This is a genomic window from Ruegeria sp. BE10 (assembly GCF_056538905.1).
Window position 1 is genome coordinate 279987 of the sequence record NZ_JBQFTX010000005.1, and the last position, 24670, is coordinate 304656.

Sequence of the window (24670 nt, forward strand, 5' to 3'; positions counted from 1 at the left end):
TCTAAGCGCAAAGCTGGGCTTTGCCAAGCGGGCGCGAACCGGGTAGGAGGCTTTGAGCCGACTTTAGAAAGGACCAGCGCAATGACCCATATTCCGGGGATCGTAATCACAGGGGCTTCGGGCCGTATGGGGCAGATGCTGATCAAGACCGTCACCGACAGCGATCAGGCGCGTTTGGTCGGTGTGGTCGAGCGTACAGGCCATGATTGGATCGGTCAGGACGTGGGCACGGCCATGGGCGGTCAAGCGCTGGGCGTCACCGTGACCGATGACCCGCTTGAGGCATTTGCGCAGGCGCAGGCAGTGATCGATTTCACAGCACCCGAAGCGACGCTGGAATTTGCCGCGCTGGCCGCGCAGGCGCGCTGCGTGCACGTGATCGGCACCACCGGCATGTCGGATGAGCAGATCGCAGCGCTGGAGCCAGCTTCGCGCCATGCCGTTATCGTGCGGGCCGGGAACATGAGCCTTGGGGTCAATTTGCTGGTGCAACTGACCAAGAAAGTTGCCGCCGCGCTGGATGAGGATTTCGACATCGAAGTGATTGAAGGGCACCATCACCACAAGGTCGATGCGCCCTCGGGCACTGCGCTGATGCTGGGTGAGGCCGCCGCCGAAGGGCGCGGTGTCAATCTGTCCGACGTGTCCGACCGGGGCCGCGACGGGATCACCGGGGCCCGTAAACGCGGAGACATCGGATTCCACGCCATTCGCGGTGGCGACATCGTCGGCGAGCATGACGTGCTGTTCGCCGCCCCCGGAGAACGCATCGTTCTGCGCCATCTGGCCACCGACCGCGCCATCTTTGCTCGCGGTGCCCTAAAGGCGGCGCTATGGGGGCAGGGCAAGGCCCCCGGCCAGTATGACATGGTGGATGTGCTGGGGCTGTAACCCCGTTTAGCGGAATGCGGCCAGACCGGGCGGTTCTGCACCATCCTGTTCTGCCGTTGCAAAGAGCAGCCCCAATCGTTGATCCCATGTCGGGTACTGGCCGGTCCGGGCATAGGTCAGGCGCTCGGCCCCGATGGAAATGCCAAGGGGCGCGGCCTCACCTCCGATCACGATCTCGCCGATCTCGGTCCAGTTGGCGGACGGAGGATAGGCCGTGGGGGCGAGTTCATCCGTATCACCGACGCGGTAATAGACGCCCATCGTCACGATGTAGGCATCGCCAAACGGATCAGGAAAGAAAAAGCCCGAGGCATCGCGGGCGGCCAGGGCCTCAATCTCATCGCGCAGCAGCACTTTTTCGGTAAAGGGTAGGGCCATCTCGTCCAGCACCGTGCGCATATCCTCGGACTGCGGCACGCTGACAAAGGCAATGCGGGTGGGGTCAAGATCGAAGGCTTCGGTCAAAATGCGCATCATCAGACGCGTCGTTGCTTGACCGTCTGTGTCTGCGGGATGGCAGCCGACCTCATGAAATAGTGGCAACACGTCCGCACGAGATTTCTCACTGACATCGGCAACCCGAGCCAACGGTTGAATGACAAAAGCGTTCGAGGGCAGCGCGGATTGGTCAAAATCGTGCCGCAGCCCCTCGTTATAGTCATCGCGCCCGGAAGCAACGGACAGTGGCGCTGCTTCGTTGAACCCAAGCCCCGAGAATGTTTTTCTCAGATGATCCAGCGTCGTGCTGAATTCCTGTTCGAACGCCGCATTCTGGTCTTCCGCTGCTGTTGCCACGCGCGGCAACAAGGTTCCGACCGTTGCTGCGGTTCCCAGCTGGACAACTTTGCGCCTGTTCCATCCCATCGGATACCTCCCGTGCCTGTTGGACGTGGCATCAGAGTATCACAGATGTTTGGGCTAAGGGTTAAGGGTTTCTGAAGACAGGCTTCCTGAGGTGCAGTTACAGATCCTTCACCTTATCTTCACGCAGCGGGCAGGCCAGATAAACACCGAATTCTGTGCCGATATCTGCGCTGACCCTTGCGTGAACCCGGCCCTGCCGGTCCAGAAAACGTTGATTGTCTTCGACGGGGAAAATCCCTTCGTGCCAGATACCGGGATGGATATAGAGGCCGCGCGAGCCGTCACACCAGAACGCGACCACCTTTTCGGGGGTCAAATTGTCCCCGGGCAGCGCAGCGGGAACGATGAAGGGCTTGTTGTCCAACGGCCAGAACATCTGTCCGCCGTCTGGGTGATAGTTCATATGCCATAACAGCACTTGATCACGCGGTGCGGTTTGCTGGTCGGTCTGTGCCTGTTGCGGGTCGGCGGACCAGCCCAAAACATAATGGCCTTTAACCGCCTCGTTCTCACCATACAGAACGTCGCCCTGCCAGTCGCATTTGAACGTGCCCTCAACCCAGCCACCTTCATCGCCGGTGCCCTCGTCGATGGGGCGCCAGCCCTGTTGGGGCCAGCGAGAGATTTCGATCTCGAAGCCGTCCGGGTCATCGACCAGACAGCCATAGCCCTTGACCGACGCGTCTGTGGCCCGGATCAGGGGCACCTCATGCCAGGGCAGGGACGGCTTTGAACTGGCCTCAAAGATATATTCGGGGGCGTTCATGCCGCCCCCAGATGTTTGTCGACCATGCGTTGCACCATCGGCGCGAAATGGGTGAAATCCGGCGTCTTCATATCCGCACGCTTGCCCGCTTCGTCCAGATAGCGGACCTGAATGATCTCTTTCAGGTTCGGGTTCGCCTCGAATTCCGCGACTTCTTCGGCGTTCATTGGTCCGCCCTGCAGTTCCAGTGTATGGACCGAAGCCGTGGACAGACGGTTGAAATAGTCAGGCTTGGTGGCACAGAGATAGCGCTTGGCCGCCACATGATAGCGGCAGCAATCGGTGATGACTGACGGGAAGAACTGTTCCAGAACTTCGGCCCCCGCATCCTCATGGTGGCGATCCTCGGTATCGTCGGGGTGATAGGTGCCGAACTCGGATGTGAAATGGCCGATATCGTGCAGCAGCGCGCCAACGATGATTTCCTCGGACTGGCCGTTCTGTTCGGCAATTGTGGCGCCTTGCAGCATGTGTTCTGCCATCGTGACCGGTTCACCCAGATATTCCTCGCCACCACGACGGTCGAAGATATCCCCGATAAAGGCCACGATGTTGTCGCGGTTGAGGGTTGAGAAATCGGGTTTCATTCCGCTGCCTCCGGTTGCGCCATGTCCATCGCTGCGAGCGTCGACAGCAATCCATCCTTGTCGGCATAGCAGCCTTGTAGCCAACGCGATCCTGCGCCGGAATAGCCCAGCCGCGCGTGTAGGACGCGGGTGTTGTCGACGATGAAACTTTCACCCGGTTCCAGCTTGAACGACACGCCCATGGCCGGATCGTCGATGATCTCGCCAAGTTGGCGATAGGCAGCATAGTAGGCTTCCATCTGGTCGAATGGCACGTCAACAAACGGGGCGGAAGACCGATTGTTGAATCGGATGCCGACTAGCTCACCGTCCGGCGACAACTCGATCATTGGGCGGCGAGACCGCAGGCAGATGCCGTCCGAACCTTTGTATTCAAATCGCGCGGGATAGCCTGCCAGCAGGGCGAAGCCTTCGGGGTTCTGATCGCGCAGTTTTTCGGCGGCACGGAAGCCATCGACTACAATGGAATCGCCACCTTCGGCACTGTTTTCCAGACAATAGAGGATTTGCAGCGTCGGCACCGGGTCACGATAGGGGTTGTCAGTATGCGCCTGAAGACCAAGGCCAGTATAGGCTAGGTTGGTCGGGTTTACCTCGGTCCGAACCTCAAAATAGGGGCCATAGTTGGTTTCGCGGACGTAGCCGAACAGATCGGCCACCTTCAGCAGTGATTCCGGCTCAGTCGGGCCGCCGGTCAGCTTGGCAAAGCCGAACTCGGCCACTGCAGCCAGCCAGCCGCGCTTGGCGGCGGGATTGGCGTGGACTTCACCCCAATCAGCACTTGGCGCTTCGATGCCGCGTTCCCACGTGGTGATGCCATGTGCGACACGGCCTGTTTCTAAGGACCGGGCGCAATCATAGACGTGATCGGCCAGCCAAGCGGCGGGGAAGGTCACGGTCTTGTCTTCGGGCTGGAAAGTGACCGTTAGATCGCCATTGCTGATCTCGGCGGAGCTGACTGAAATGTCGGCGGGAATGTCGCTGATGGTGATCAGACGCTGACCGTTTCCGGGCGCGCGTGTCTCCGGATCCAGCGCATTATCGCGCAGCCAGATCGCGTGGAAACGGGCCTGAGTTCCGGTGTCAAATTCAACAGTCACAACCGAAGTATCGTGATTGGCAGTGCGCAGCATGGGGGGTCTCCTGTTCAGCGCGGGCTTTGATTGAGCAGATACGCCTCTTGTGGCATTACCACAATTAATCCTTCTTTCGGCTGAGGCTTGGAAAATCTTATGGCAAAGAAAAAGATCGGATTGCCGCCGCTGGATTGGCTGCGCGTGTTCGAGGCCGCCGGTCGGTTGGGTGGTTTTTCCGCCGCCGCCCGAGAGTTTGGGCTGACACAGGCAGCCGTCAGTCAGCGGATCGGTAACCTGGAGGCTTGGCTGGGCCGGTCCCTGTTCGTGCGCGAGGCACGAGGCGTGTCACTGACGGTTGAAGGCGAAAGCTATCTGCCGCTGGTGCAAGAGAGTTTGCAGGCGTTGGAGCGCAACACCGAAGATTTGTTCGGCAAATCCCCGCAAGAGCTACGCGTCGCGGGCCTGTCTTCGAACATCCACGCGCTGGTTCTGCCTGGGCTTGCCCGGTTTCAGGAAACGCGACCCAATGTGCGGGTGATGACCGACTCGGTGGCGCGCCGGTCGTCGTTGGATGAGGAGCGGACCTGGTTGCAAATCCGCTATGGGCGTGGGGCCTGGCCCGGTCGGGATGCGGCCCTGATCGCCCGCGAGGTTTTGGTGCCGATGGCCGCGCCCGGTATAAAATGGGGGGTGCCGCTGATTGAGCTGCGTGGCGAGCGCCCGGCGTGGCGGGACTGGGCGCGTAAGACGGGGCATGGCGAGATGCCGCCGTCACAGATCAGTTTCGATTCGATGGAACATGCCATTTCGGCGGCCCGGCAGGGGATTGGAGTGGTGCTGGGCTCGGTGCCTCTGGCCAGCACGGATTTGCAGGCCGGTCGGCTGTGTCGGCTGGATCTGCCCGATTTGCAGACCAAAGACGGCTATTGGCTGACTTGGCCCGAAGAGCGGGTCAAATCGAAAAAACAGCGTGCCCTGATAGCCGATTTTCTGCAGGCCCTTCAGGGCTGATCAATCAGAAATCGACGGCGATGCCCTTTTTTTCCCAATCGCCATAGCGGGCCGGATCAGGGCCGTCGCGCCCGCCCAGTTCCTTGGGCATCTCTTTTGCTTCTGCCTCGGCCTTGCTGCGGCGTTCTTCCGCCTCGGCCAGGGCGCGCTGGGCGGCGGGGGGCAGGTCTTTGTGGTCGTCATTCGTGGTGTCGGGCATGACATCGGGTTCCTTTCCGGGCACGGGCTTGATATACGCCCCCGTCCGCCTTTGGCAATGCGGACGAGAGTCACATCAAAGGCGGTTTCATGTCCGACAACGCAACAGCGGCGCGACGCAGCGCGATCTATCTGTTGGATCAGATATTGGGTGAGGGGCGGCTGTTGTCCGAATGTCTGGCCGCAGGCGCGTTGGATCGACTGGCCCCCGAGGACCGCGCGCGGGCGCAGCGTTTGACCTTGCAAACCCTGCGCGGTTTGGAACGAGCTGACCGTCTTCTGGACAATCACCTTAACAGGACGCCTGCTCTGACCGTCCATAACGCGCTGCGCCTGGGCGCGGTTGAGTTGTGCCAGGGTGAGGCCGCGCATGGTGTCGTGAACTCGATGGTCGAAATTGTGGGGCGGTCGCGCAAACATGGCCGGCTCAAGGGGTTGGTCAACGCTGTGCTGCGCAAGGTTGCCGCCGAAGGGCCGGAAGCCTGGCCCAAAATGCGGGTGCCGCGCCTGCCGGACTGGCTGCGCGCGCCGCTGATCATGGCCTGGGGCACTGATGCCGTTGCAGGCATGGAGCAGGCGCATTTCACTGGCGCACCGCTGGACCTCTCACTGAAACCGGGGGCCACGGGACCGGGTGAGGCACTGCCGACCGGGTCGATGCGTATGCAGGATGCGGGGCAGGTCTCAAACCTGCCGGGGTTTGATCAGGGCGACTGGTGGGTGCAGGACGCGGCGGCGGCTTTGCCGGTGCGTGTGCTGGCACCAAAGCCCGGGGAAACCGTGCTGGATCTGTGTGCTGCACCGGGCGGCAAGACGCTGCAAATGGCGGCTGCCGGGGCCAAGGTGACGGCTCTCGACATCTCAGAATCGCGGTTGGAACGAGTACGCGAGAACCTCAAACGCACTGGCTTGCAAGCGCAAGTCATCGCTGGTGACGCGCTGGAGCATCAGGGCCAGTATGACGCGATCCTGCTGGACGCACCCTGTTCGGCCACCGGAACCATTCGGCGCCACCCGGACCTGCCCTTTGCCAAGGACGGCTCGGAATTCGGCGGGTTGATTGAATTGCAGGCGCAGATGCTGGCCCATGCCTGGACCCTGCTGAAACCCGGCGGACGGTTGGTCTATTGCACCTGCTCCCTGTTGCCTGACGAAGGCGAGGTGCAGATCGAAGAGGCGCTGGAACAATATCCTGACATGAGCATCGACCGCACCGCGCTGGACGTGACCGGGGTGGATCAAAGCTGGATCACCGAAGAAGGAGGCCTGCGTCTGCGGCCCGATTATTGGGCGGATCGCGGTGGCATGGACGGGTTCTATATCGCCTGCCTGAACAAATCAGCCTGATGGCACGCTTTTCGATGACTTGACGATCACACCGGTCTATCGTTGGGTCTCAGGCGCCAGCAGAGCGTGAGAGGCAGAGTAACGAGCGTCATGTCAAACTCAGATACCATGACAAACCGGTGGACGCGGTTTCAGAACCGTCTGTATGCGCGGCTCAGCCAGCGGCGCAAGGCCGCTGCCGGTTTCGTCACCGAGCCTGAACCGCGCACTGTAGGATCGTTTGCCCGGGGGCGGCAGTTGGTTGCCGGAAATCTGCTGTTTGCCGGGTATCTGGTCGAGGCACAGGATACCGGCCTGTGGGACGTGACGGCGCCTAGCACCGGTTTTGACAGTGAACGTCACGGCTTTGCCTGGCTGGATGATCTGGCCGCCGTCGGTGACATGCGCGCGCGAGAAAAGGCGCAGCGCTGGGTGTGGGGCTGGATCGATGCGCATGGCCGCGGGCAAGGGCCGGGCTGGGCACCCGATCTGACCGGCCGACGGGTGATGCGCTGGATCAACCACGCTGTCTTCCTTCTGCGCGGAATGGATGACAAGCAGAGCGCTGTGTTCTTTCGCGCGCTGGCGCAGCAAACCTGGTTCCTGTCCAAACGCTGGAAAGCGGCCACGCCAGGCCTGCCCCGGTTCGAGGCTCTGGCCGGTCTGGTTCAGGCCGGACTGGCGCTGAAAGGGTTGGAGCAGATGGCCGACCCGGCCCTGCGCGCCCTGGCTAAGGAATGCGAAAGGCAGATCGACGCGCAGGGCGGTATTTCCACTCGCAACCCTGAAGAGTTGCTTGAGGTGTTTACCCTGCTGTCCTGGACCTCGGCCGCGCTGAGCGATCAGGGGCGGGGCACCCCCGGCGCGCAGGCCGATGCGATCAAACGCATGGCGCCGACGCTGCGCAGCCTGCGCCATTCAGACGGCGCATTGGCCCGCTTTCATGGCGGCGGGCGCGGGATCGAAGGGCGGCTGGATCAGGCGTTGGCTCAAAGCGGGGTTCGCCCGCAACACGCAACTGGGTTGGCGATGGGGTTTGCACGGCTTTACGCGGCCCGGACCAGCGTGATCGTCGATGCTAACGTGCCGCCCAAGGGGGCTGCATCTTATAATGCCCATGCCTCGACACTGGCGTTTGAGCTAACTTCGGGGCGGCGGCCACTGATTGTGAACTGCGGATCAGGCGAAAGTTTCGGAACGGAATGGCGGCGAGCCGGGCGCGCAACACCTTCGCATTCGACCCTGTGCCTGGATGGCTATTCTAGCGCGCGTTTGGCACCAGCGGGGAATGGAGGTGAACGAGAGGCTTTGGTCGATGCACCGCAAGACGTGCCGATTGATTTCGAAGAGGCATTCGAAGGCACCCGCTTTATGGTCGGGCATGACGGCTATACCAAAGTGTTCGGTCTGACCCATGCGCGTACGTTCGAGCTGCGATTTGATGGGCGAGAACTGACGGGCGAGGATATTCTGCTGACTGCTACCGACAAGGCCAAGCGGCAGTTTGACCGGGCGCTGGACGCTTCGGGCCTGAACGGGATCGGGTTTGATATCCGGTTTCACCTGCATCCAGACGTGGATGCGGCCATTGATTTGGGCGGCGCGGCGGTGTCGATGGCGCTCAAAAGCGGCGAAATTTGGATTTTCCGCCATGATGGCGTGGGAAAATTATCCGTTGAACCAAGCGTTTACCTTGAAAAAGGCCGTTTAAAGCCACGCGCGACAAAACAGATCGTTCTATCCGGGCGCGCAATGGAGTATGCGACCCGCACCCGGTGGACGCTGAGTAAGGCTCAGGATACAGCCTATGCCGTGCGCGATCTGCACCGGGACGAGCCCGAGTTTGACTGACGCCAAAAGGACCTTTGGACCCATGACCGATCTTCACCCCGTGCGCCGCGCGTTGCTTTCCGTTTCCGACAAGACCGGGCTGATCGAGCTGGGTAAGGCGCTGGCCGAACGTGGGGTCGAGCTGTTATCGACTGGCGGTACAGCCAAGGCGCTGCGTGATGCAGGGCTTGAGGTGAAGGATGTCAGCGAGATCACCGGTTTCCCCGAAATGATGGATGGTCGGGTCAAGACTCTGCACCCGATGGTGCATGGCGGCCTGCTGGCGCTGCGCGACAACGACGGCCACGTGGCTGCGATGAATGAACATGGTATTGGCGCGATCGACTTACTGGTTGTGAACCTCTATCCGTTCGAGGCGACGGTGGCCAAAGGCGCAGGTTATGACGAGTGCATCGAGAACATCGATATTGGCGGCCCTGCGATGATCCGTGCGGCCTCCAAGAACCATGCCTTTGTGAACGTCGTAGTGGATGTCGAGGATTACTCTTCGCTCCTGGATCAGTTGGAAGAGAATTACGGCAAGACATCCTACGGTTTCCGCCAGTGGCTGGCGCAAAAGGCTTACGCCCGGACCGCAGCGTACGACACCGCGGTTTCGAATTGGATGGCCGACGCACTGCAGCTTGATGCGCCCAAGCGCCGCGCCTTTGCCGGTGAACTGAAACAGACCCTGCGCTATGGTGAGAACAGTCATCAACAGGCGGCTTTCTACACTGATGGAACCAACCGTCCGGGTGTGGCGACCGCCGTTCAGCACCAGGGCAAGGAGCTGAGCTATAACAACATCAACGACACCGACGCAGCATTTGAGCTGGTGGCCGAGTTCGATCCTGCAAAAGGTGCGGCCTGTGCGATCATCAAACACGCCAACCCTTGCGGTGTTGCCACAGGCGCGACCTTGCTGGACGCGTATAAGTCGGCATTCGATTGCGATCGTACTTCGGCCTTTGGTGGGATCGTGGCACTGAACCAACCGCTCGACGCGGAAACCGCACAGGAAATCACCGGGATTTTCACCGAAGTCGTGATCGCCCCCGGTGCATCGGATGAAGCAAAGGCGATCTTCGCGGCCAAGAAGAACCTGCGCCTGCTGACCACCGAAGCTCTGCCGGACGTGACCGCAGGCGGCAAGACCGTGCGTCAGGTAGCGGGCGGTCTGCTGGTGCAGGACAAGGACAATGGTTTTGTCGGCATGGACGATCTGAAGGTCGTCACCAAAAAGGCGCCGACCGAAGAGCAGATGCGCGACCTGCTGTTTGCCTGGAAAGTGGCGAAACACGTTAAGTCCAACGCCATCGTTTACGTGAAAGATGGCGCGACTGTTGGCGTTGGTGCAGGCCAGATGAGCCGCTTGGACTCTGCCATGATTGCCGCCAAGAAGGCCGAACGCATGGCCGACGCGCTCGGCTTGCCGCAGCCGCTCACCATCGGCTCGGCCGTTGCGTCTGATGCATTCTTCCCCTTCCCTGACGGGCTGATGGAAGCCGCTGAGGCTGGTGCGACCTGTGTCATCCAGCCGGGCGGTTCAATGCGTGATGACGAGGTGATCGCGGCCGCGGATGAGGCCGGATTGGCAATGGTCTTCACCGGCATGCGCCACTTCCGCCACTGATGCGCTCTCGTATTCTGCTCTGGGCCGCGCTGGCCGCGTTTGCGATCGACCAGATCAGTAAGTATCTGGTCGTTCACGTGATGCGTGTGGCCGAGGGCAATATCGACGTGCTGCCGCCGCTCTTGGTGTTCAAATACGGTGAGAATCGGGGCATCAATTTCGGCCTGTTCCAAGGCGACAGCGATACCGCCCGTTGGGTGCTGATCGGCATCTCGCTGGCTGTTGCGATTGGCGTGCTGATCTGGCTGATGCGGACAACCCCGTCCAAGCTGATGTTGTTTTGCGGCGGGTTGCTGATTGGTGGCGCGCTTGGGAATGTGGTGGATCGGGTGCTGTACGGCTATGTTCTGGATTTCCTGAACATGTCCTGTTGCGGCCTCAACAATCCGTTTGTTTTCAACCTGGCCGATGTGTTCATCTTTGCGGGTGCTTTCGGACTTGTGTTGTTCGATGGCAAAAAGCCCTCGTGACGCGCCGGGTGATATGCGATAAAAGCGCCTGAAACTGGCTGGAGACTCTGATGCGGTTGCCGCGTTCCATTTTTGCTGTGACATTGGCCTTTGCGGTTGCCGGGTGCTCGGATATCGGTTTGCGCCATCTCGAGGCACCGGGGGACGGACCGGATGAGTTTTCGGTCATGCCGGTCAAACCGCTGACCCAGCCCAAGGACTATAAGTTCCTGCCCGCGCCCACACCGGGCGGTTCCAACCTGACCGACCCAAACCCCAAGGCGGATGCCGTGGTGGCGCTGGGCGGTAGCGAAGCGGCGTTGAACCCGAATGCCGCAATTCCTGCATCTGATGGCGCGCTGGTGACGGCCTCAAGTCGCTATGGCGTACCATCCAACACGCGTCAAGTCGTCGACACCGAAGACGCCGAGTTTCGCAGAAAGCAGGGCCGCTTGACCCGTCTGCGCCTGTTCAAGATAGACCGCTATTCGCAGGTTTACAGTCGCGAAGCACTTGATGCCAATCGGCAGAACGAAGCAGCGCGTCAGGCCGGGATTGAGACGCCCTCGGCCCCACCGGCTGATGAATAAATCTTAACTTTCCGTCATCACCCTTGAACCTGCGCACCACAACCGTAGTTTGAACACCATCAAACGAAACGGAGGACGCCCCATGGTTCGGGCCCTGGCATTATCTGCCGCCCTGTTCGCCGCCACCCCTTTGCTTGCCAAGGAAGGGCACGAGGCGGTTACCACTTTCACGCTGGACAACGGCATGGATGTCGTTGTGATCGAAGATCACCGCGCCCCGGTCGTGCAGCACATGGTCTGGTATCGCGCCGGATCTGCGGATGAGCCTGTTGGTTCGTCCGGCGTGGCGCATTTCCTGGAGCATCTGCTGTTCAAGGGCACCGATACGCTGGCACCGGGCGAGTTCTCCGCTACCGTCGCCGCCAACGGTGGCAATGACAATGCTTTCACCTCCTATGACTACACTGCCTATTTCCAGCGCGTAGCTGCCGACCGGTTGGAGTTGATGATGCGGATGGAGGCGGACCGGATGCGCAATATCCGCCTGAGCGAAGAGGATATCGCAACCGAGCGTGACGTGATCCTTGAAGAACGCAACCAGCGTACCGAAAACAGCCCGCGGGCGCTTTTTGGCGAGCAGATGAGCGCGTCTCAGTACCTTAACCATCGTTACGGCGTGCCGATCATCGGCTGGAAGCACGAGATGGAGACGCTGGACATGGAGGATGCGCTGTCCTTCTATCAGACCCATTACGCGCCCAATAACGCCATTCTGGTGGTGACCGGCGATGTGGAGCCGGATGAGGTCAAAACTCTGGCCGAACAGTATTATGGCGTTATCCCCGCCAACCCGGACTTGCCTGAACGCGTACGCTCGCAGGAACCGCCGCAATCGGCCGAACGTCGCCTGACCTTCAAGGACGCGCGTGTTTCGCAGCCCTATGTCCAGCGCAGCTATCTCGCGCCCGAACGGGATGCCGGTGCGCAGGAAAAAGCCGCCGCGCTGTTCCTGCTGGCCGAATTGCTGGGGGGCAGCACCACGTCCTATCTGAACGAAAAACTGCAATTCGAACAGCAAAAGGTCGTTTATACGGGTGCCTTCTATCGCGGCGTCTCGCTGGACGACACGACCTTTGATCTGCTGGTCGTCCCGGCCCAGGGCGTGTCGCTGCAAGAAGCCGAAGAAGCCATGGATCAAGCCGTCGCCGACTTCATCGCTGAAGGTGTGAACGAAGAAGACCTTGACCGGATCAAGATGCAGCTGCGCGCCGCCCAGACTTATGCGCGCGATAATGTGGACGGGATCGGCAACCGCTATGGCCGCGCCCTGACCAGCGGCTTGACGGTCGAGGATGTGCAGGCGTGGCCCGATATCCTGCAGGCCGTGACCGGGGAAGAAATCATCGCCGCCGCCCGTGAAGTTCTGCAGCCCGAGGCGTCGGTCACCGGATGGCTGATGCGCGACGATGAGGTGACGCAATGAAACGGATTTTTGCAACCCTGATCGCCGTTGTCATCGCGCTGCCAGCTTGGGCTGAGATCGAGATCGAAGAAGTCACCTCACCCGGCGGTATCACCGCATGGCTGGTCGAGGATCACTCGATCCCCTTCACCGCGCTGGAACTACGTTTTCGCGGTGGTACCTCGCTGGATGAGCCCGGCAAACGCGGCGCCATCTATCTGATGAGCGGTCTGATCGAGGAGGGCGCAGGTGACATGGACGCCCGCACCTATGCGCGCGAGTTGGAATCACTGGCGGCCTCGTTCCGGTACAACGCGTCGGATGATTCCGTTTCGATTTCCGCGCAATTTCTGACTGAGAACCGGGGCGAAGTCATCGACTTGTTGCGCACCACGATCCACGAGCCTCGGTTCGATGAAGACGCGGTTGAGCGCGTGAAGGCGCAGATTCTGTCCGGGCTGCGCTCGGACCAGACTGACCCCAATGACATTGCCGGGCGCAATTTTGCACAGATGGCATATGGCGATCACCCCTATGGGTCCGAGGGCAAAGGCACGATCGAAAGCGTCAGCGCATTGAGTCGTGATGATGTGGTCACCGCCTATGACAATGTGTTCGCCAAGGACCGCCTCTATGTCGGTGCGGTGGGCGATATCACCCCCGATGAGCTGGGCGCGTTACTGGACACGTTGCTGGCGGATCTGCCCGAGGCGGGCAAACCCATTCCGGGCCGTGCTGACGTGGACATCCCCGGTGGCGTCAGCGTGGTCGAGTTCGATACGCCGCAATCCGTGGCCCTGTTTGGCCACGCGGGGATCGACCGGGACGACCCGGATTTCTTTGCCGCTTTTGTTCTGAACCACATTCTGGGTGGCGGTGGTTTTGAGAGCCGCCTGATGCAGGAAGTGCGCGAAAAGCGTGGCCTGACCTATGGCGTCGCGACCTATCTGGTACCCAAGGATCTGGCTTCGGTCTATCTGGGCTCGGTGTCCTCGGCCAATGACCGCATCGCCGAAGCGGTCGAGGTGATCCGCGACCAGTGGGCGCGTGCCGCGACCGAAGGTGTGACTCAAAAAGAGCTGGACGACGCCAAGACCTATTTGACCGGAGCCTATCCGTTACGGTTTGATGGCAATGGCCCGATCGCCGGGATCATGGTCGGTATGCAGATGGAAAACCTGCCCATCGACTATATCGCCACCCGCAACGACAAGGTGAACGCGGTGACGTTGGACGAGGTGAACCGCGTGGCCAGTGAATTGCTGGACCCCCAGGGGCTGCATTTCACTGTTGTCGGCAAACCCGAAGGTTTGGAAACCACAAACTGATCAAAGGGGGCTGAGCAACGCTCAGCCCTTTTTCCCCGCTGCGCTGCGCAGCATCTGCCCCATCATCTGCCCGAACTTGCCGGACCCGCGCTGATACAGCGCGCCATCAACGGACAGAACTGTGCCACTGATATAGCTGGCCATGTCCGAGCTGAGGAACAGGCAGGCATTGGCTACATCCTGTGTATTTCCCCAACGCCCCAGCGGCACATCGCGGCGCAGTTCCTCGTGGGCGTTTTCCGTTGGTGCCAGACGCCGTGCGCCTTCAGTTCCTTCAATAAATCCTGGCACTACCGAGTTCACGCGGATGCCTTCGATCCCCCATTCCATCGACAGGGTGCGAGTGATCTGATCGACCCCGGCTTTGGCCGCGCAAACATGGGCTTGCCCTTCGTAGGGCAGAAACGCCTGTGGGGCCGAGATATTGATTATGCTGGCGCCGGGGCGTTTGAGGTAAGGATAGGCCCCCTTCATCACATGAACGGTGCCCATCAGGTCGATATCCACCACGGTCTTGAACGCATTGACCGACATTTCGGAGGTCAGCGCCGGGAAATTCCCCGCCGCGCCAGAGACCAGAACGTCGAAATCACCCAAAGCGTCATGGAATTGTTTTAGCCCGTCCGCCACTGCCTGCGCATCGCGCACATCAAAGGCTGCGCCAACTACTTCGGCTGCGCCGGCCTCTTTCAGTGCGGCAAGCGTGTCATCGACCTTGTCCTGCGACCGGCTGGCAACGGCCAGTTTGGCCCCCGAGGCCGCAAACGCCTCGGCAATGCCGCGGTTGATGCCGCTGGTCCCGCCAATCACGATGACGGTTTTTTCTGCGAAGTCCATTTAGGTCTCCCTAGTTGTGATCAGCCACGTTTCCTTGACTCAGTTTGCCGCGCATCTCTTCAACCATTGGGATCACGAGGCTGTCGACGTTCGCAAGCAGGAAAGCCAAACAAACCAAAGCACCAACTGTGCACCAAATCACAAGGCGAACAACGGTGGTTCTAGTCGTTTTGTCTGTAGGTAGTACCAAATTGGCCGCTTCCTGATGCGGGAGCCCTACTCGCCGTAGGGCACCCAGATGTTTTTCACTTCGGTTGCAGCCTGCAGGAAGCGGCGCGAATGGTCCACGCCCCAATCAAATGCCGTCGCGTTATTCACCCAGGTACGTTTGAGGTTCCCGGCTGAAACGGCTTCGATCTCTTTCGACAGGTCGGTGGACGAGAAGGACCAGACCGCATCGACATTCAGATGCGAGGCCAGCGGTTTCGCCAGTTCCGCGTGGATACCGGTCAGGATGTTAACCACACCTGCGGGCACGTCCGAGGTTTCCAATATCTGGTAGAAGTCGGTTGCCGCCAGCGGATAAGGCTCCGAGGCCACCAGAACTGTCCGGTTGCCCATCGCAATCGCCGGAGCCATCGCAGACACCAGACCCAACAGCGGCGCCTCATCCGCACAAAGCGCGCCGATGACACCAACGGACTCTTTCATGGCAATCGCCACGCCACGGATCGGAACGCCGTGTACCTGACCGTCATACTTGTCGGCCCAGGCGGCCGCAGTGAACAGGCGCTGGATCGAGGCTTCGACCTCTTTCGCCCCGTCTTTCTTGCCAGTCATGGCGTCGATGCGTGCGGCGAATTCAGCAGCGCGGGCCGAGAGGTTTTCACCGATGTAGTACAGGATTTGTGCGCGCAGATGACCGGTGGTCTTGGCCCAGCCCTTGGCGCCAGCCGCAGCCTCAACCGCGTTGCGGACGTCTTTGCGGTTGGCCAGGCCCACATGGCCCAAAAGGCCGGATTTACCCCAGACAGGCTTGGAATAGCCACTATCGGGTCTTGCCTGCTTGCCGCCGACATACATCTTGGCGGTGCGGTCGATGGGATCAACCGGAGCACCTTCGCCCAGGGTCGCCTCAACCTTGGCCAGCGGTTTGACCTTGCCCTTGGGCTTGGTATAGGCCGCCAGACCTTCCCAACCGCCTTCACGGCCAAAGCCGCTTTCGCGTACACCGCCGAATCCGGCGGCAGCATCGAACAGGTTGGTGGCATTGACCCAAACCACGCCCGCGACCAGTTTGGGCGCAATATCCAGTGCAAGGTTCACATTCTCGGTCCAGACCGTCGCGGCCAGCCCGTAGCGGGTGTTGTTGGCCAGCTCGACCGCCTCTTCCGGAGTGCGGAAGGTGGACGATACCAGTACTGGGCCAAAGATTTCTTCCTGCATCAGCGGGTCCGAGGTTTCGAGCCCCGAGATCAGCGTCGGTGGGTAATAGCACCCGTTCGCGGGCAGGTCGCAGGCCGCCTGATGAACGTGACCGGCGGTGTTGCTTTCGACCATGCTCTTGATGGTCTGCAACTGAACCGAGTCCACCACCGCGCCCACGTCGATACATTTGTCTAGCGGGTCGCCAATGCGCAGCTTGTCCATCCGCGCGCGCAGTTTCTCGTGGAAGCGGTCGGCGATGCCTTCCTGCACCAACAGGCGCGAGCCTGCGCAGCAGACTTGGCCTTGGTTGAACCAGATCGCGTCGACCAGACCTTCAATGGCTGAATCGATATCGGCGTCGTCAAAGACGACGTAAGCAGACTTGCCTCCCAGCTCCAGAGTCAGTTCTTTGCCTGAGCCCGCAGTGGCTTCGCGGATGCGACGGCCCACAACGGTCGAGCCGGTAAAGGCGATCTTGTCCACGTCTGCGGAAACGATCATTTCGCCCACGGCACCGTCGCCGGTGACGATGTTGACCACGCCTTTCGGCAAACCGGCCTGGGAGCAGATATCAGCGAACAGCAGCGCGGTCAGCGAAGTGTATTCAGCCGGTTTCAGAACCACGGTGTTACCCATCGCGATTGCAGGGGCGATTTTCCATGCCAACATCAGCAGCGGGAAGTTCCACGGAATGATCTGCCCGCACACACCCAACGCCTGCGCATCGGGCAATTCGCTTTCCATCAGCTGCGCCATGCCCGCGTGGTAGTAGAAATGCCGCTGCGCCAACGGGATGTCGATGTCGCGCGATTCCCGGATCGGCTTGCCGTTGTCGAGGCTTTCCAGCACGGCAAACAGGCGCGCGTGTTTCTGCAACAGCCGCGCAATGGCATAGAGGTATCGCGCACGGCCCGCACCGCCCAGCTTTTCCCATTTCGGTTGCGCCTTGCGGGCGGCGGCAACGGCTGCGTCCACATCGGCCTGTTTGGCTTGGGTCAGCTTGGCCAGCACCTCTCCGGTCGCGGGGTTGCGGCTTTCGAACCCTTTGCCGGGCTTGGTGAAGGCGCCGTCGATATAGTGACCGAACTTATCACCCTGATCGACCAGCCAGGCCAGTGCCTCGGCGGCGCTTTCGGGGGCAGGGCCGTAATCCATCGTCTCGAAGATTTCTTTCACAGTCATGACTTCATCTTTTCCCAAATACTCACTGTCCTGACACTTGTCACAGGCTCAGCCGAGTGAATGCCTGTAACCGGCGGAATACGCGCCCGTTACATAATGTTCCAACTGCCGTTCGATATCGCCCAGCAGGGATGATGCGCCAAAGCGGTACAGGTCCGGCTGCAGCCAGCGGTCGCCCAGCTCATCCTTGATCAGCGACAGGTAAACCAGCGCGTCCTTTGCTTTCGAGATGCCACCCGCAGGCTTATAGCCAACGCGATACCCGGTGCGGTCATAATAGTCGCGGATCGCGCGGATCATCACCAGCGACACGGGCAGGGTGGCGTTGACGCTTTCCTTGCCGGTCGAGGTCTTGATGAAGTCCGCCCCGGCCATCATGCAGACCAGCGAGGCGCGCGCGACGTTGCGCAGGCTGCCCAGCTCTCCGGTGGCAAGGATGGCCTTTACATGCGCATCACCGCAAGCCACGCGAAAGGCTTTCATCTCATCATACAGCGCCTGCCAATCTCCGGACAGCACGTGGCGGCGCGAGATGACGATGTCGATCTCTTCGGCGCCAGCTTTTACGCTTTCTTCGATTTCGGCTACACGCAGGTGGAACGGCGAAAGGCCCGCCGGGAAACCGGTTGACACAGCCGCAACCGGAATGCCGGTGCCTTTCAGCGCCTCAACCGCCGTGCCGATCATGTCGTGGTAGACGCAGACAGCCCCGGTGGTGATCGGCGGCATGTCCAGCGCCTGGAATACCGAAGGTGCCACCGGCTGACGCGCCTTGGCGCACAGGCGGCGCACCCGGCCCACGGTGTCATCGCCGGACAAGGTGGTCAGGTCGATCATGGTGATCGCCTTCAACAGCCACGCGGCCTGATACTCTTTTTTAACCGAGCGGCGACCGGGCAGCGTCGCGGCCCGGCGTTCGATGGCCGAGGTATTGGCCTGCACGGCGCGTACCCAATCCAGATCAAGATTCATGCCGGGGTTTCTGGGTTCGGTCACTTGCGGCAGATGCGCGGTGCGCACGGGGCTTTCTGAGCTCTGCGTATCCATAGTCACGTCCTTTGGGAGGTTTGCGCCAAAATCGCACGAGCCGCACATAAAGGGAAGGTGCAGCAAGGTTCGATCTGCAAATTTTTTGACCAAATGGACAAAAATAGGTATTTTCTTGCGAATAATTCGCAATAGCGTTGACTTAGTTGCGAATGGTTCGCATATTCATTCTCAACAGGACACCAAATCGGGATCTGACTATGATTCGTCGCAGCTTTCTTGCAGCGCTGGCATTTGCGGCTGCTTTGCCCCTGACGGCTTGGGCCGAGACACCACTGAAAGTGGTCGCAACCACCGGTATGATTGCTGACGCCGCGCGTCAGGTGGGCGGGGACCAGGTCGAGGTGAAGGGCCTGATGGGTCCAGGAGTCGATCCGCATGCTTATCGCCAGACCCGCAGTGATATCGTTGCGATGACCCGTGCGGACCTGATCCTGTGGCACGGTCTGTATCTGGAAGCGCAGATGGAAGATTTCTTCCATGACCTCGGCCGCAAACGCACTGTGGTGGCCGTGGCTGAAGGGATCGACAAGTCCAAACTGCGTGGGCATGACGATTATGCCGACAAATACGACCCGCATGTGTGGATGAGCCCGGCCCTGTGGCGTGATGTGGTTGTTGAGGTGCAAGAGGCCCTGACCGCAGAGCGTCCCGAGGCAGCGGATATTTTTGCCGCTAATGCGGAAGCGCATTTGGCCGAGCTTGATGCGCTGACCACCTATGCCAATCAGGCGCTTGCAGCTGTTCCCGAAAACAACCGCGTGCTGGTCACCGCGCATGACGCCTTTGGCTATTTCGGCGCGGCTTACGGCTATGAGGTGATGGGCATTCAGGGCATCTCGACCCAATCTGAGGCCGGGCTGAACCGGATCGGAGAGCTGGTGGATACGTTGGTCGATCAACAGCTGACGGCGGTGTTCGTTGAAAGCTCGGTCTCTGACCGGTCGATGCGGGCGCTGATCGAAGGAGCTGCTGCCAAAGGTCACGACGTGGGTGTGGGCGGCGAGCTGTATTCCGACGCCATGGGAGAGCCTGGCACGTATGAAGGCACTTATGTTGGCATGTTGGATCACAACATCACTGTCATCGCCGGGGCGCTGGGCGCGGATGTGCCTGATCGGGGTATGAACGGCAAACTATCGGCGGGGTTTTGAATGATGCTGGAACTGGCCGCTGATCAGGGTGTTTCAATTACCGGGCACAGTTTGGACGAGAGCCCTCTGGCCATTCGTGGATTGACCGTTTCCTATGGCCAGAAACCTGCGGTGTTCTCGGTGGATATGACCGTGCAGACCGGTGCGATGACGGCGATCATCGGACCTAATGGCGCGGGGAAATCGACCCTTCTCAAAGCCGCATTGGGGATCGTATCGCCGCTCTCCGGGCAGGTCACTGTCTTTGGCAAACCGCTGGAGCAGCAGCGTGCCCGCATCGCCTATGTCCCGCAGCGCGCCAGTGTGGACTGGGATTTCCCGACTCGCGTGATCGACGTGGTGCTGATGGGCCTGTCGCGGCAGTTGGGCCTGTTGGGCCGCATTCGAGCCCGACATATGTCGCGGGCCATGGATTGCCTGAACCGGGTCGGCATGCGCGACTTCGCGGATCGTCAGATTGGCCAGCTTTCCGGCGGTCAGCAGCAACGGGTTTTTCTAGCCCGCGCATTGGCGCAAGAGGCTGATCTTTACCTGTTGGACGAACCTTTTGCCGGGGTCGATGCGGCCACAGAAAAGGCCATCATCGCGGTTTTGAAATCGCTGAAAGAGGCGGGCAAGACCGTCGTTGTCGTGCATCACGATCTGGCCACCGTTACCGATTATTTCGACCACGTCTTCCTGATCAACACCCGTAAAGTGGCCGAGGGAACAGTGGCCGAGGCCTTTACCGCCGAAACCCTGCAATCGGCCTATGGGGGCCGTCTGGCCACCGCGCAGATCGACCAGATCTCACGCGCGCTGGGGTAAATCATGCTTTGGGATGCTCTGAGCCTGCAGCTTGGCTATAACGCCACGCTGGTTGCTATTGGTGCGACCTTGCTGGGCGTATCCGCCGGGGTGACCGGCACTTTCCTGTTTCTGCGCAAACGCGCGCTGGTCAGCGATGCGATCAGCCATGCGACCCTGCCCGGCGTGTGCCTGGCCTTCATGGTGCTGGTCGCTTTTGGCGGCGATGGACGCAATCTGATCGGTCTGCTTGCCGGATCGGCGATCTCGGCCTGGATTGGTCTGCTGTGTATGAATTGGCTGACCCGGGGCACGCGGCTGGCCGAAGATGCTGCCATCGGCGCGGTGCTGTCCGTTTTCTTCGGATTTGGCATCGTACTGCTGACCGTGATTCAAACCATGGGCGTTGGTCGTCAGGCGGGGCTCGAAGGGTTCTTGCTGGGCTCCACTGCCGGGATGTTGTGGGCGGATGCGCTGATCATTGCGATTGGCGGGGCAGCGACGCTTGTTCTGGTGATGATCATCCGCCGTCTGATGACCATGGTGGCGTTTGACCCGGAATATGCCGCCGCACGGGGTCTGCCGGTGCATCGGATTGATCTGGCGATGATGGGATTGGTGATGGCCGTCACCGTTGTCGGGTTGAAGATCGTCGGACTGATCCTGATTGTGGCATTGCTGATCATACCGCCCGTGACCGCGCGGTTCTGGACCGACCGCTCGGACCGAGTTGTTTTGCTCGCTGGTTTGGCGGGTGGGTTGGCCGGGTATCTGGGCGCGGCCCTGTCGGCCTCGGCGCCGAACCTGCCGACCGGTCCGATCATCGTGCTGGTCAGTTTTGGCTTTTTCGCGCTGTCCCTACTGTTTGCGCCTGTTCGCGGTGTTCTGGCGGCGGTGTTGCAACATTTGAGATTCCAGCGCCGAGTGCATATCCGGCAAGGTTTGCTGGCGCTGGCACAAGGCCAGAAAATCTATGAACCGCTGACTCTGCGCTTGTTGAAACGCGCTGGCTTTGCCCGCGCCGATGGCGTTGCTACCGAGGCTGGTAAAGCCCGTGCCGCCAAGGCGCTGCGCGACGAAAAACGGTGGGAAATCGTACGCGCGGATCAGGCGCATGAGGCGACGGCGGCGCTTTATGACGGGCTGCGCGATATCGAAACGGTGCTGACCCGCGATCAGATCGCGGATATCGACCGCCTGATCGGTGGCCCGCAGGAGGTCCAGCCATGAGCGGTGAAGAATTTGTCCCCCTGTCCCTGACGCCTCTGTTGATCGGGATCTTCGCCGCCATCGCCTGCGCCCTGCCGGGGAATTTTCTTGTACTTCGCAAACAAGCCCTAATTGGGGACGCAATCAGCCACGTGGTGCTGCCCGGCATCGTTGTGGCCTTTCTGCTGACCGGAGCGATCTCGACCTGGCCCATGATGCTGGGCGCGGCGGGTGCAGCCATTGTTGCCGTTGTGATGATCGAGGCGATCCGGCGGCTGGGCCAGATTGAACCCGGTGCTGCGATGGGCGTGGTGTTCACCACCATGTTCGCAGGCGGTGTGCTGCTGCTGGAGCAGACCGATACCTCGACCGTGCATCTGGACGTGGAACATGCGCTGTATGGCAATCTGGAAAGTCTGATCTGGCTGGATGCCGAGGGTTGGTCATCGCTGTTGGACCTGACGGCTTTGGCCGGGCTGCCGCCGGAGCTGCCGCGGATTGCGCTGACGCTGGTCGGGGTGATCCTGTTCATCTGGCTGTTCTGGCGCCCGCTGAAGATTTCGACCTTCGACGAAGGCTTCGCACGCACCATCGGCATTCGCACCGGCGCGCTGGGTATGGCGTTGGTGATCGTGGCTGCAATATCGGCCGTGGCCGCGTTTGATGCAGTGGGGTCAATTATCGTGATCGCCATGTTCATTTGCCCCCCGGCGGCAGCGCGGATGATGACAAATCGGCTGGAAACCCAAATCGCCTGGAGCGTCATTTTCGCCAGCGTGTCGGCAATATCGGGCTATGTGCTGGCGGGCTACGGGCCGCTTTGGTTGGGCAGTACGGATACGGTCAGCGCGGCGGGGATGATCGCAACCATGTCCGGCCTGATCCTGGCCTGCGCCGCATTGTGGGGCCCGTGCCGCTCCCGCGCCGGAGCGCCCCAAGCCACTTGACACGGCGCTTTCCCGCTGTTGGTCAATGCGAGGGGTCGGCTGAAATTCGCCCAGACGCCCAGCGAGGACAGAGTTAATGATTGTCGCGCCGCGTTTCGTGTTAGGCCCGCCGCAATAAATTTCTGAATGACCACCACTCACTTGGATCGTTCGGACAATCGTGGCAAGGTTTGCCGTCTGTTGACATCGGCACAGCGCGATTGTTCGAACGCCCCCTCCCTCCTAAAAATAGGACTGCCAAATCAGTGGCAGAATCGTGTGCGCATATGCTAGGTCTGGTGGTATGGTGCAGGCAAACCCCAATATCAGCGAAATCCGCCCCGTAATCCGTCAACTTGACGATGTCGCAATCAACCGCATCGCTGCGGGTGAGGTGGTGGAACGTCCCGCCTCGGCTGTCAAAGAACTGGTGGAAAACGCCATCGACGCCGGATCGACCCGGATTGCCATCGATATCGCTGATGGTGGCAAGACATTGATTCGCGTCACGGATGATGGGTGCGGGATTTCGGCGGATGATCTGCCACTGGCCCTTTCGCGCCACGCGACATCCAAGATCGACGGGTCGGATCTGCTGAACATTCACACTTTCGGCTTCCGGGGCGAGGCGCTGCCGTCGCTGGGTGCGGTTGGGCGGCTGAACATAACCAGTCGGGTGCCGGGGTCAGATGCGGCCCAGATATATGTATCTGGTGGCAAGATGGAGGCGGTGAAACCCGCCGCCTTGCGTGCAGGCACGGTGGTCGAGCTGAGGGATCTTTTCTTTGCCACGCCCGCTCGGCTGAAATTCATGCGCACCGACCGGGCCGAGGCGCAGGCGATCACCGATACGGTCAAACGTCTGGCCATGGCCGAGCCCGCCATCACTTTTACGCTGCGCGATGTCTCGGGCGGGGGCGAAGGTCGCGTGACCTTTCGCGCCGATCGCGAAAATGGCGATCTGTTCGATGCGTTGCACGCCCGTCTGGCCCGCGTGATCGGGCGCGAGTTTGCCGAAAACGCATTGCAGATCGATGCGACTCGTGAGGGTATTCGCTTGTATGGCTATGCTGCCTTGCCGACCTATTCGCGTGGCGCAGCAGTGGCGCAGTATCTCTTCGTCAACGGCCGTCCCGTGCGCGACAAGATGTTGACCGGTGCGCTGCGGGCGGCCTATTTCGATTTCCTCAGCCGTGACCGGCATCCGGCGGCCGCATTGTTTATCGACTGTGACCCGATGCTGGTGGATGTAAATGTTCACCCGGCAAAGTCTGAGGTTCGGTTCCGCGATCCCGGCGTGGCGCGGGGGCTAATCGTCTCGGCCTTGCGGCATGCGTTGGCCGAGGCGGGGCACCGAGCGTCCTCGACCGTGGCAAATGCAACGCTGGGCGCGATGCGGCCCGAACCGGCACAGCCCACTCCCGCCCGGGTGTATCAGATGGATCGTCCTTCGCCCGCAGCCCGGCTGGCCGCGTTTCACGCGCAGGCGCCGGGTTTTGCCGAACTGTCCCGCGATTATAGCGGTAGCATCGTGGAGGCGGCTCCGCCAGTTTCGACCACAGAAGAAGAGCCCCCGATGCAGGACCTGCCCTTGGGTGCGGCGCGCGGGCAAGTACATGAGAACTACATCATTAGCCAGACCGCTGATGGTATGGTGATTGTCGATCAGCACGCCGCGCATGAACGGCTGGTTTATGAAAAGCTAAAAACCCAGATGACCGAAAACGGCGTCGCCGCGCAGGCATTGCTAATCCCGGAAATCGTCGAGCTGTCCGAAGGCGACTGCGCGCGTCTGATGGCTGTTGCGGATGACCTGTCGCGCCTTGGGCTGACGTTGGAACCCTTTGGCGGCGGCGCCATCGCCGTGCGCGAAACACCTGCCATTCTGGGCGAAGTGGATGCCCGTGCAATGATCCTGGATATTCTGGATGAACTGGCCGATCAGGGCGAAAGCCAAACGGTGCAGGCGCGGATCGAAGCAATCCTCAGCCGGGTGGCCTGTCATGGCTCGGTCCGGTCTGGCCGCCGGATGCGGGCCGAGGAAATGAATGCCCTGTTGCGCGAGATGGAGGCGACTCCCCATTCCGGCCAGTGCAATCACGGGCGACCCACTTATGTGGAACTGAAGCTGAGCGACATCGAACGCCTGTTCGGGCGCAGTTGATCCCGGCGCTTCGCCGGGTTATGAAGAATAAAACAAGAACATCCGA

22 protein-coding genes are annotated in these 24670 nt (G+C 60.7%); 14 read left to right on the top strand and 8 right to left on the bottom strand.

The genetic code is table 11. The features are described from left to right. Positions 1 to 81: 81 nt before the first annotated feature. Complete coding sequence (dapB, locus tag ACR0M2_RS13755) at positions 82 to 891, top strand: 4-hydroxy-tetrahydrodipicolinate reductase (protein ID WP_480658587.1); 810 nt, start codon at positions 82 to 84, stop codon at positions 889 to 891. 6 nt (positions 892 to 897) lie between these two features. Here the strand turns inward: dapB and ACR0M2_RS13760 are convergent, their stop codons facing one another. The 4 genes from ACR0M2_RS13760 to tmpA all read right to left on the bottom strand — a co-directional run bounded on the left by ACR0M2_RS13760 (position 898) and on the right by tmpA (position 4241). Continuing rightward, positions 898 to 1755 (bottom strand): hypothetical protein, encoded by an 858-nt coding sequence (locus tag ACR0M2_RS13760; protein WP_170360715.1) that lies wholly within the window; start codon positions 1753 to 1755, stop codon positions 898 to 900. Between the two features lie 97 nt (positions 1756 to 1852). Next, on the bottom strand, positions 1853 to 2521 hold the full coding sequence (locus tag ACR0M2_RS13765) for an ureidoglycolate lyase (RefSeq protein ID WP_170360713.1): 669 nt from the start codon (positions 2519 to 2521) through the stop codon (positions 1853 to 1855). Beyond that, positions 2518 to 3108 (bottom strand): (R)-1-hydroxy-2-trimethylaminoethylphosphonate oxygenase, encoded by a 591-nt coding sequence (tmpB, locus tag ACR0M2_RS13770; protein WP_170360711.1) that lies wholly within the window; start codon positions 3106 to 3108, stop codon positions 2518 to 2520. The genes ACR0M2_RS13765 and tmpB overlap by 4 nt, the downstream gene beginning before the upstream one ends. Beyond that, a complete protein-coding gene (gene tmpA, locus ACR0M2_RS13775; RefSeq protein WP_170549880.1) occupies positions 3105 to 4241 on the bottom strand; it encodes a 2-trimethylaminoethylphosphonate dioxygenase in 1137 nt (378 codons plus the stop codon). Before tmpA ends, tmpB begins: the two co-directional genes overlap by 4 nt. Positions 4242 to 4340: 99 nt before the next feature. On the opposite strand from tmpA, the gene ACR0M2_RS13780 reads away from it, so the two are divergent. Next, positions 4341 to 5195 (top strand): LysR family transcriptional regulator, encoded by an 855-nt coding sequence (locus ACR0M2_RS13780; RefSeq protein WP_480705563.1) that lies wholly within the window; start codon positions 4341 to 4343, stop codon positions 5193 to 5195. A gap of 4 nt (positions 5196 to 5199) precedes the next feature. Here the strand turns inward: ACR0M2_RS13780 and ACR0M2_RS13785 are convergent, their stop codons facing one another. After that, the gene (locus ACR0M2_RS13785) at positions 5200 to 5394 is read right to left on the bottom strand and encodes a DUF1674 domain-containing protein (protein WP_170349812.1); all 195 of its coding nucleotides are present in this window, start codon (positions 5392 to 5394) and stop codon (positions 5200 to 5202) included. 89 nt (positions 5395 to 5483) lie between these two features. Between ACR0M2_RS13785 and ACR0M2_RS13790 the strand changes: the two genes are divergently transcribed. The 7 genes from ACR0M2_RS13790 (at position 5484) to ACR0M2_RS13820 (ending at position 13951) form a co-directional block, all read left to right on the top strand. Next, positions 5484 to 6740: an RsmB/NOP family class I SAM-dependent RNA methyltransferase gene (locus ACR0M2_RS13790; RefSeq protein WP_480705565.1), complete on the top strand. Its 1257-nt coding sequence runs from the start codon at positions 5484 to 5486 to the stop codon at positions 6738 to 6740. A 90-nt stretch (positions 6741 to 6830) separates the two neighbouring features. Then, a complete protein-coding gene (locus tag ACR0M2_RS13795) occupies positions 6831 to 8570 on the top strand; it encodes a heparinase II/III family protein (RefSeq protein ID WP_480705567.1) in 1740 nt (579 codons plus the stop codon). A gap of 22 nt (positions 8571 to 8592) precedes the next feature. Continuing rightward, positions 8593 to 10182, top strand: a complete 1590-nt coding sequence (gene purH / locus ACR0M2_RS13800) for a bifunctional phosphoribosylaminoimidazolecarboxamide formyltransferase/IMP cyclohydrolase (RefSeq protein WP_480638237.1) — start codon at positions 8593 to 8595, stop codon at positions 10180 to 10182. After that, a complete protein-coding gene (gene lspA, locus ACR0M2_RS13805) occupies positions 10182 to 10652 on the top strand; it encodes a signal peptidase II (protein WP_170349816.1) in 471 nt (156 codons plus the stop codon). Before purH ends, lspA begins: the two co-directional genes overlap by 1 nt. A gap of 50 nt (positions 10653 to 10702) precedes the next feature. Continuing rightward, on the top strand, positions 10703 to 11221 hold the full coding sequence (locus ACR0M2_RS13810; protein ID WP_170349817.1) for a DUF3035 domain-containing protein: 519 nt from the start codon (positions 10703 to 10705) through the stop codon (positions 11219 to 11221). Positions 11222 to 11303: 82 nt separating this feature from the next. Continuing rightward, entirely contained in the window at positions 11304 to 12644 is a 1341-nt protein-coding gene (locus ACR0M2_RS13815; protein WP_170349818.1) for a M16 family metallopeptidase, read from the top strand. After that, positions 12641 to 13951, top strand: coding sequence for a M16 family metallopeptidase (locus ACR0M2_RS13820; protein WP_170349819.1), 1311 nt, complete (start codon positions 12641 to 12643; stop codon positions 13949 to 13951). Before ACR0M2_RS13815 ends, ACR0M2_RS13820 begins: the two co-directional genes overlap by 4 nt. Positions 13952 to 13972: 21 nt before the next feature. Here the strand turns inward: ACR0M2_RS13820 and ACR0M2_RS13825 are convergent, their stop codons facing one another. From ACR0M2_RS13825 to deoC, 3 genes are all read right to left on the bottom strand, one after another. Continuing rightward, on the bottom strand, positions 13973 to 14788 hold the full coding sequence (locus ACR0M2_RS13825; protein WP_170396515.1) for an SDR family oxidoreductase: 816 nt from the start codon (positions 14786 to 14788) through the stop codon (positions 13973 to 13975). Positions 14789 to 15004: 216 nt separating this feature from the next. Continuing rightward, positions 15005 to 17338, bottom strand: a complete 2334-nt coding sequence (locus ACR0M2_RS13830; RefSeq protein ID WP_480705568.1) for an aldehyde dehydrogenase family protein — start codon at positions 17336 to 17338, stop codon at positions 15005 to 15007. Positions 17339 to 17386: 48 nt separating this feature from the next. Continuing rightward, entirely contained in the window at positions 17387 to 18385 is a 999-nt protein-coding gene (deoC, locus tag ACR0M2_RS13835) for a deoxyribose-phosphate aldolase (protein WP_480705570.1), read from the bottom strand. A 200-nt stretch (positions 18386 to 18585) separates the two neighbouring features. On the opposite strand from deoC, the gene ACR0M2_RS13840 reads away from it, so the two are divergent. From ACR0M2_RS13840 to mutL, 5 genes are all read left to right on the top strand, one after another. Further along, entirely contained in the window at positions 18586 to 19539 is a 954-nt protein-coding gene (locus ACR0M2_RS13840; protein WP_480705571.1) for a metal ABC transporter solute-binding protein, Zn/Mn family, read from the top strand. A gap of 3 nt (positions 19540 to 19542) precedes the next feature. Next, a complete protein-coding gene (locus ACR0M2_RS13845) occupies positions 19543 to 20346 on the top strand; it encodes a metal ABC transporter ATP-binding protein (RefSeq protein WP_170411273.1) in 804 nt (267 codons plus the stop codon). Between the two features lie 3 nt (positions 20347 to 20349). Beyond that, positions 20350 to 21555: a metal ABC transporter permease gene (locus ACR0M2_RS13850; RefSeq protein WP_480705573.1), complete on the top strand. Its 1206-nt coding sequence runs from the start codon at positions 20350 to 20352 to the stop codon at positions 21553 to 21555. Then, positions 21552 to 22481, top strand: coding sequence for a metal ABC transporter permease (locus ACR0M2_RS13855; RefSeq protein WP_480705575.1), 930 nt, complete (start codon positions 21552 to 21554; stop codon positions 22479 to 22481). Before ACR0M2_RS13850 ends, ACR0M2_RS13855 begins: the two co-directional genes overlap by 4 nt. Positions 22482 to 22764: 283 nt before the next feature. Then, positions 22765 to 24624, top strand: coding sequence for a DNA mismatch repair endonuclease MutL (gene mutL / locus ACR0M2_RS13860; RefSeq protein ID WP_480705577.1), 1860 nt, complete (start codon positions 22765 to 22767; stop codon positions 24622 to 24624). Positions 24625 to 24670: the final 46 nt, after the last annotated feature.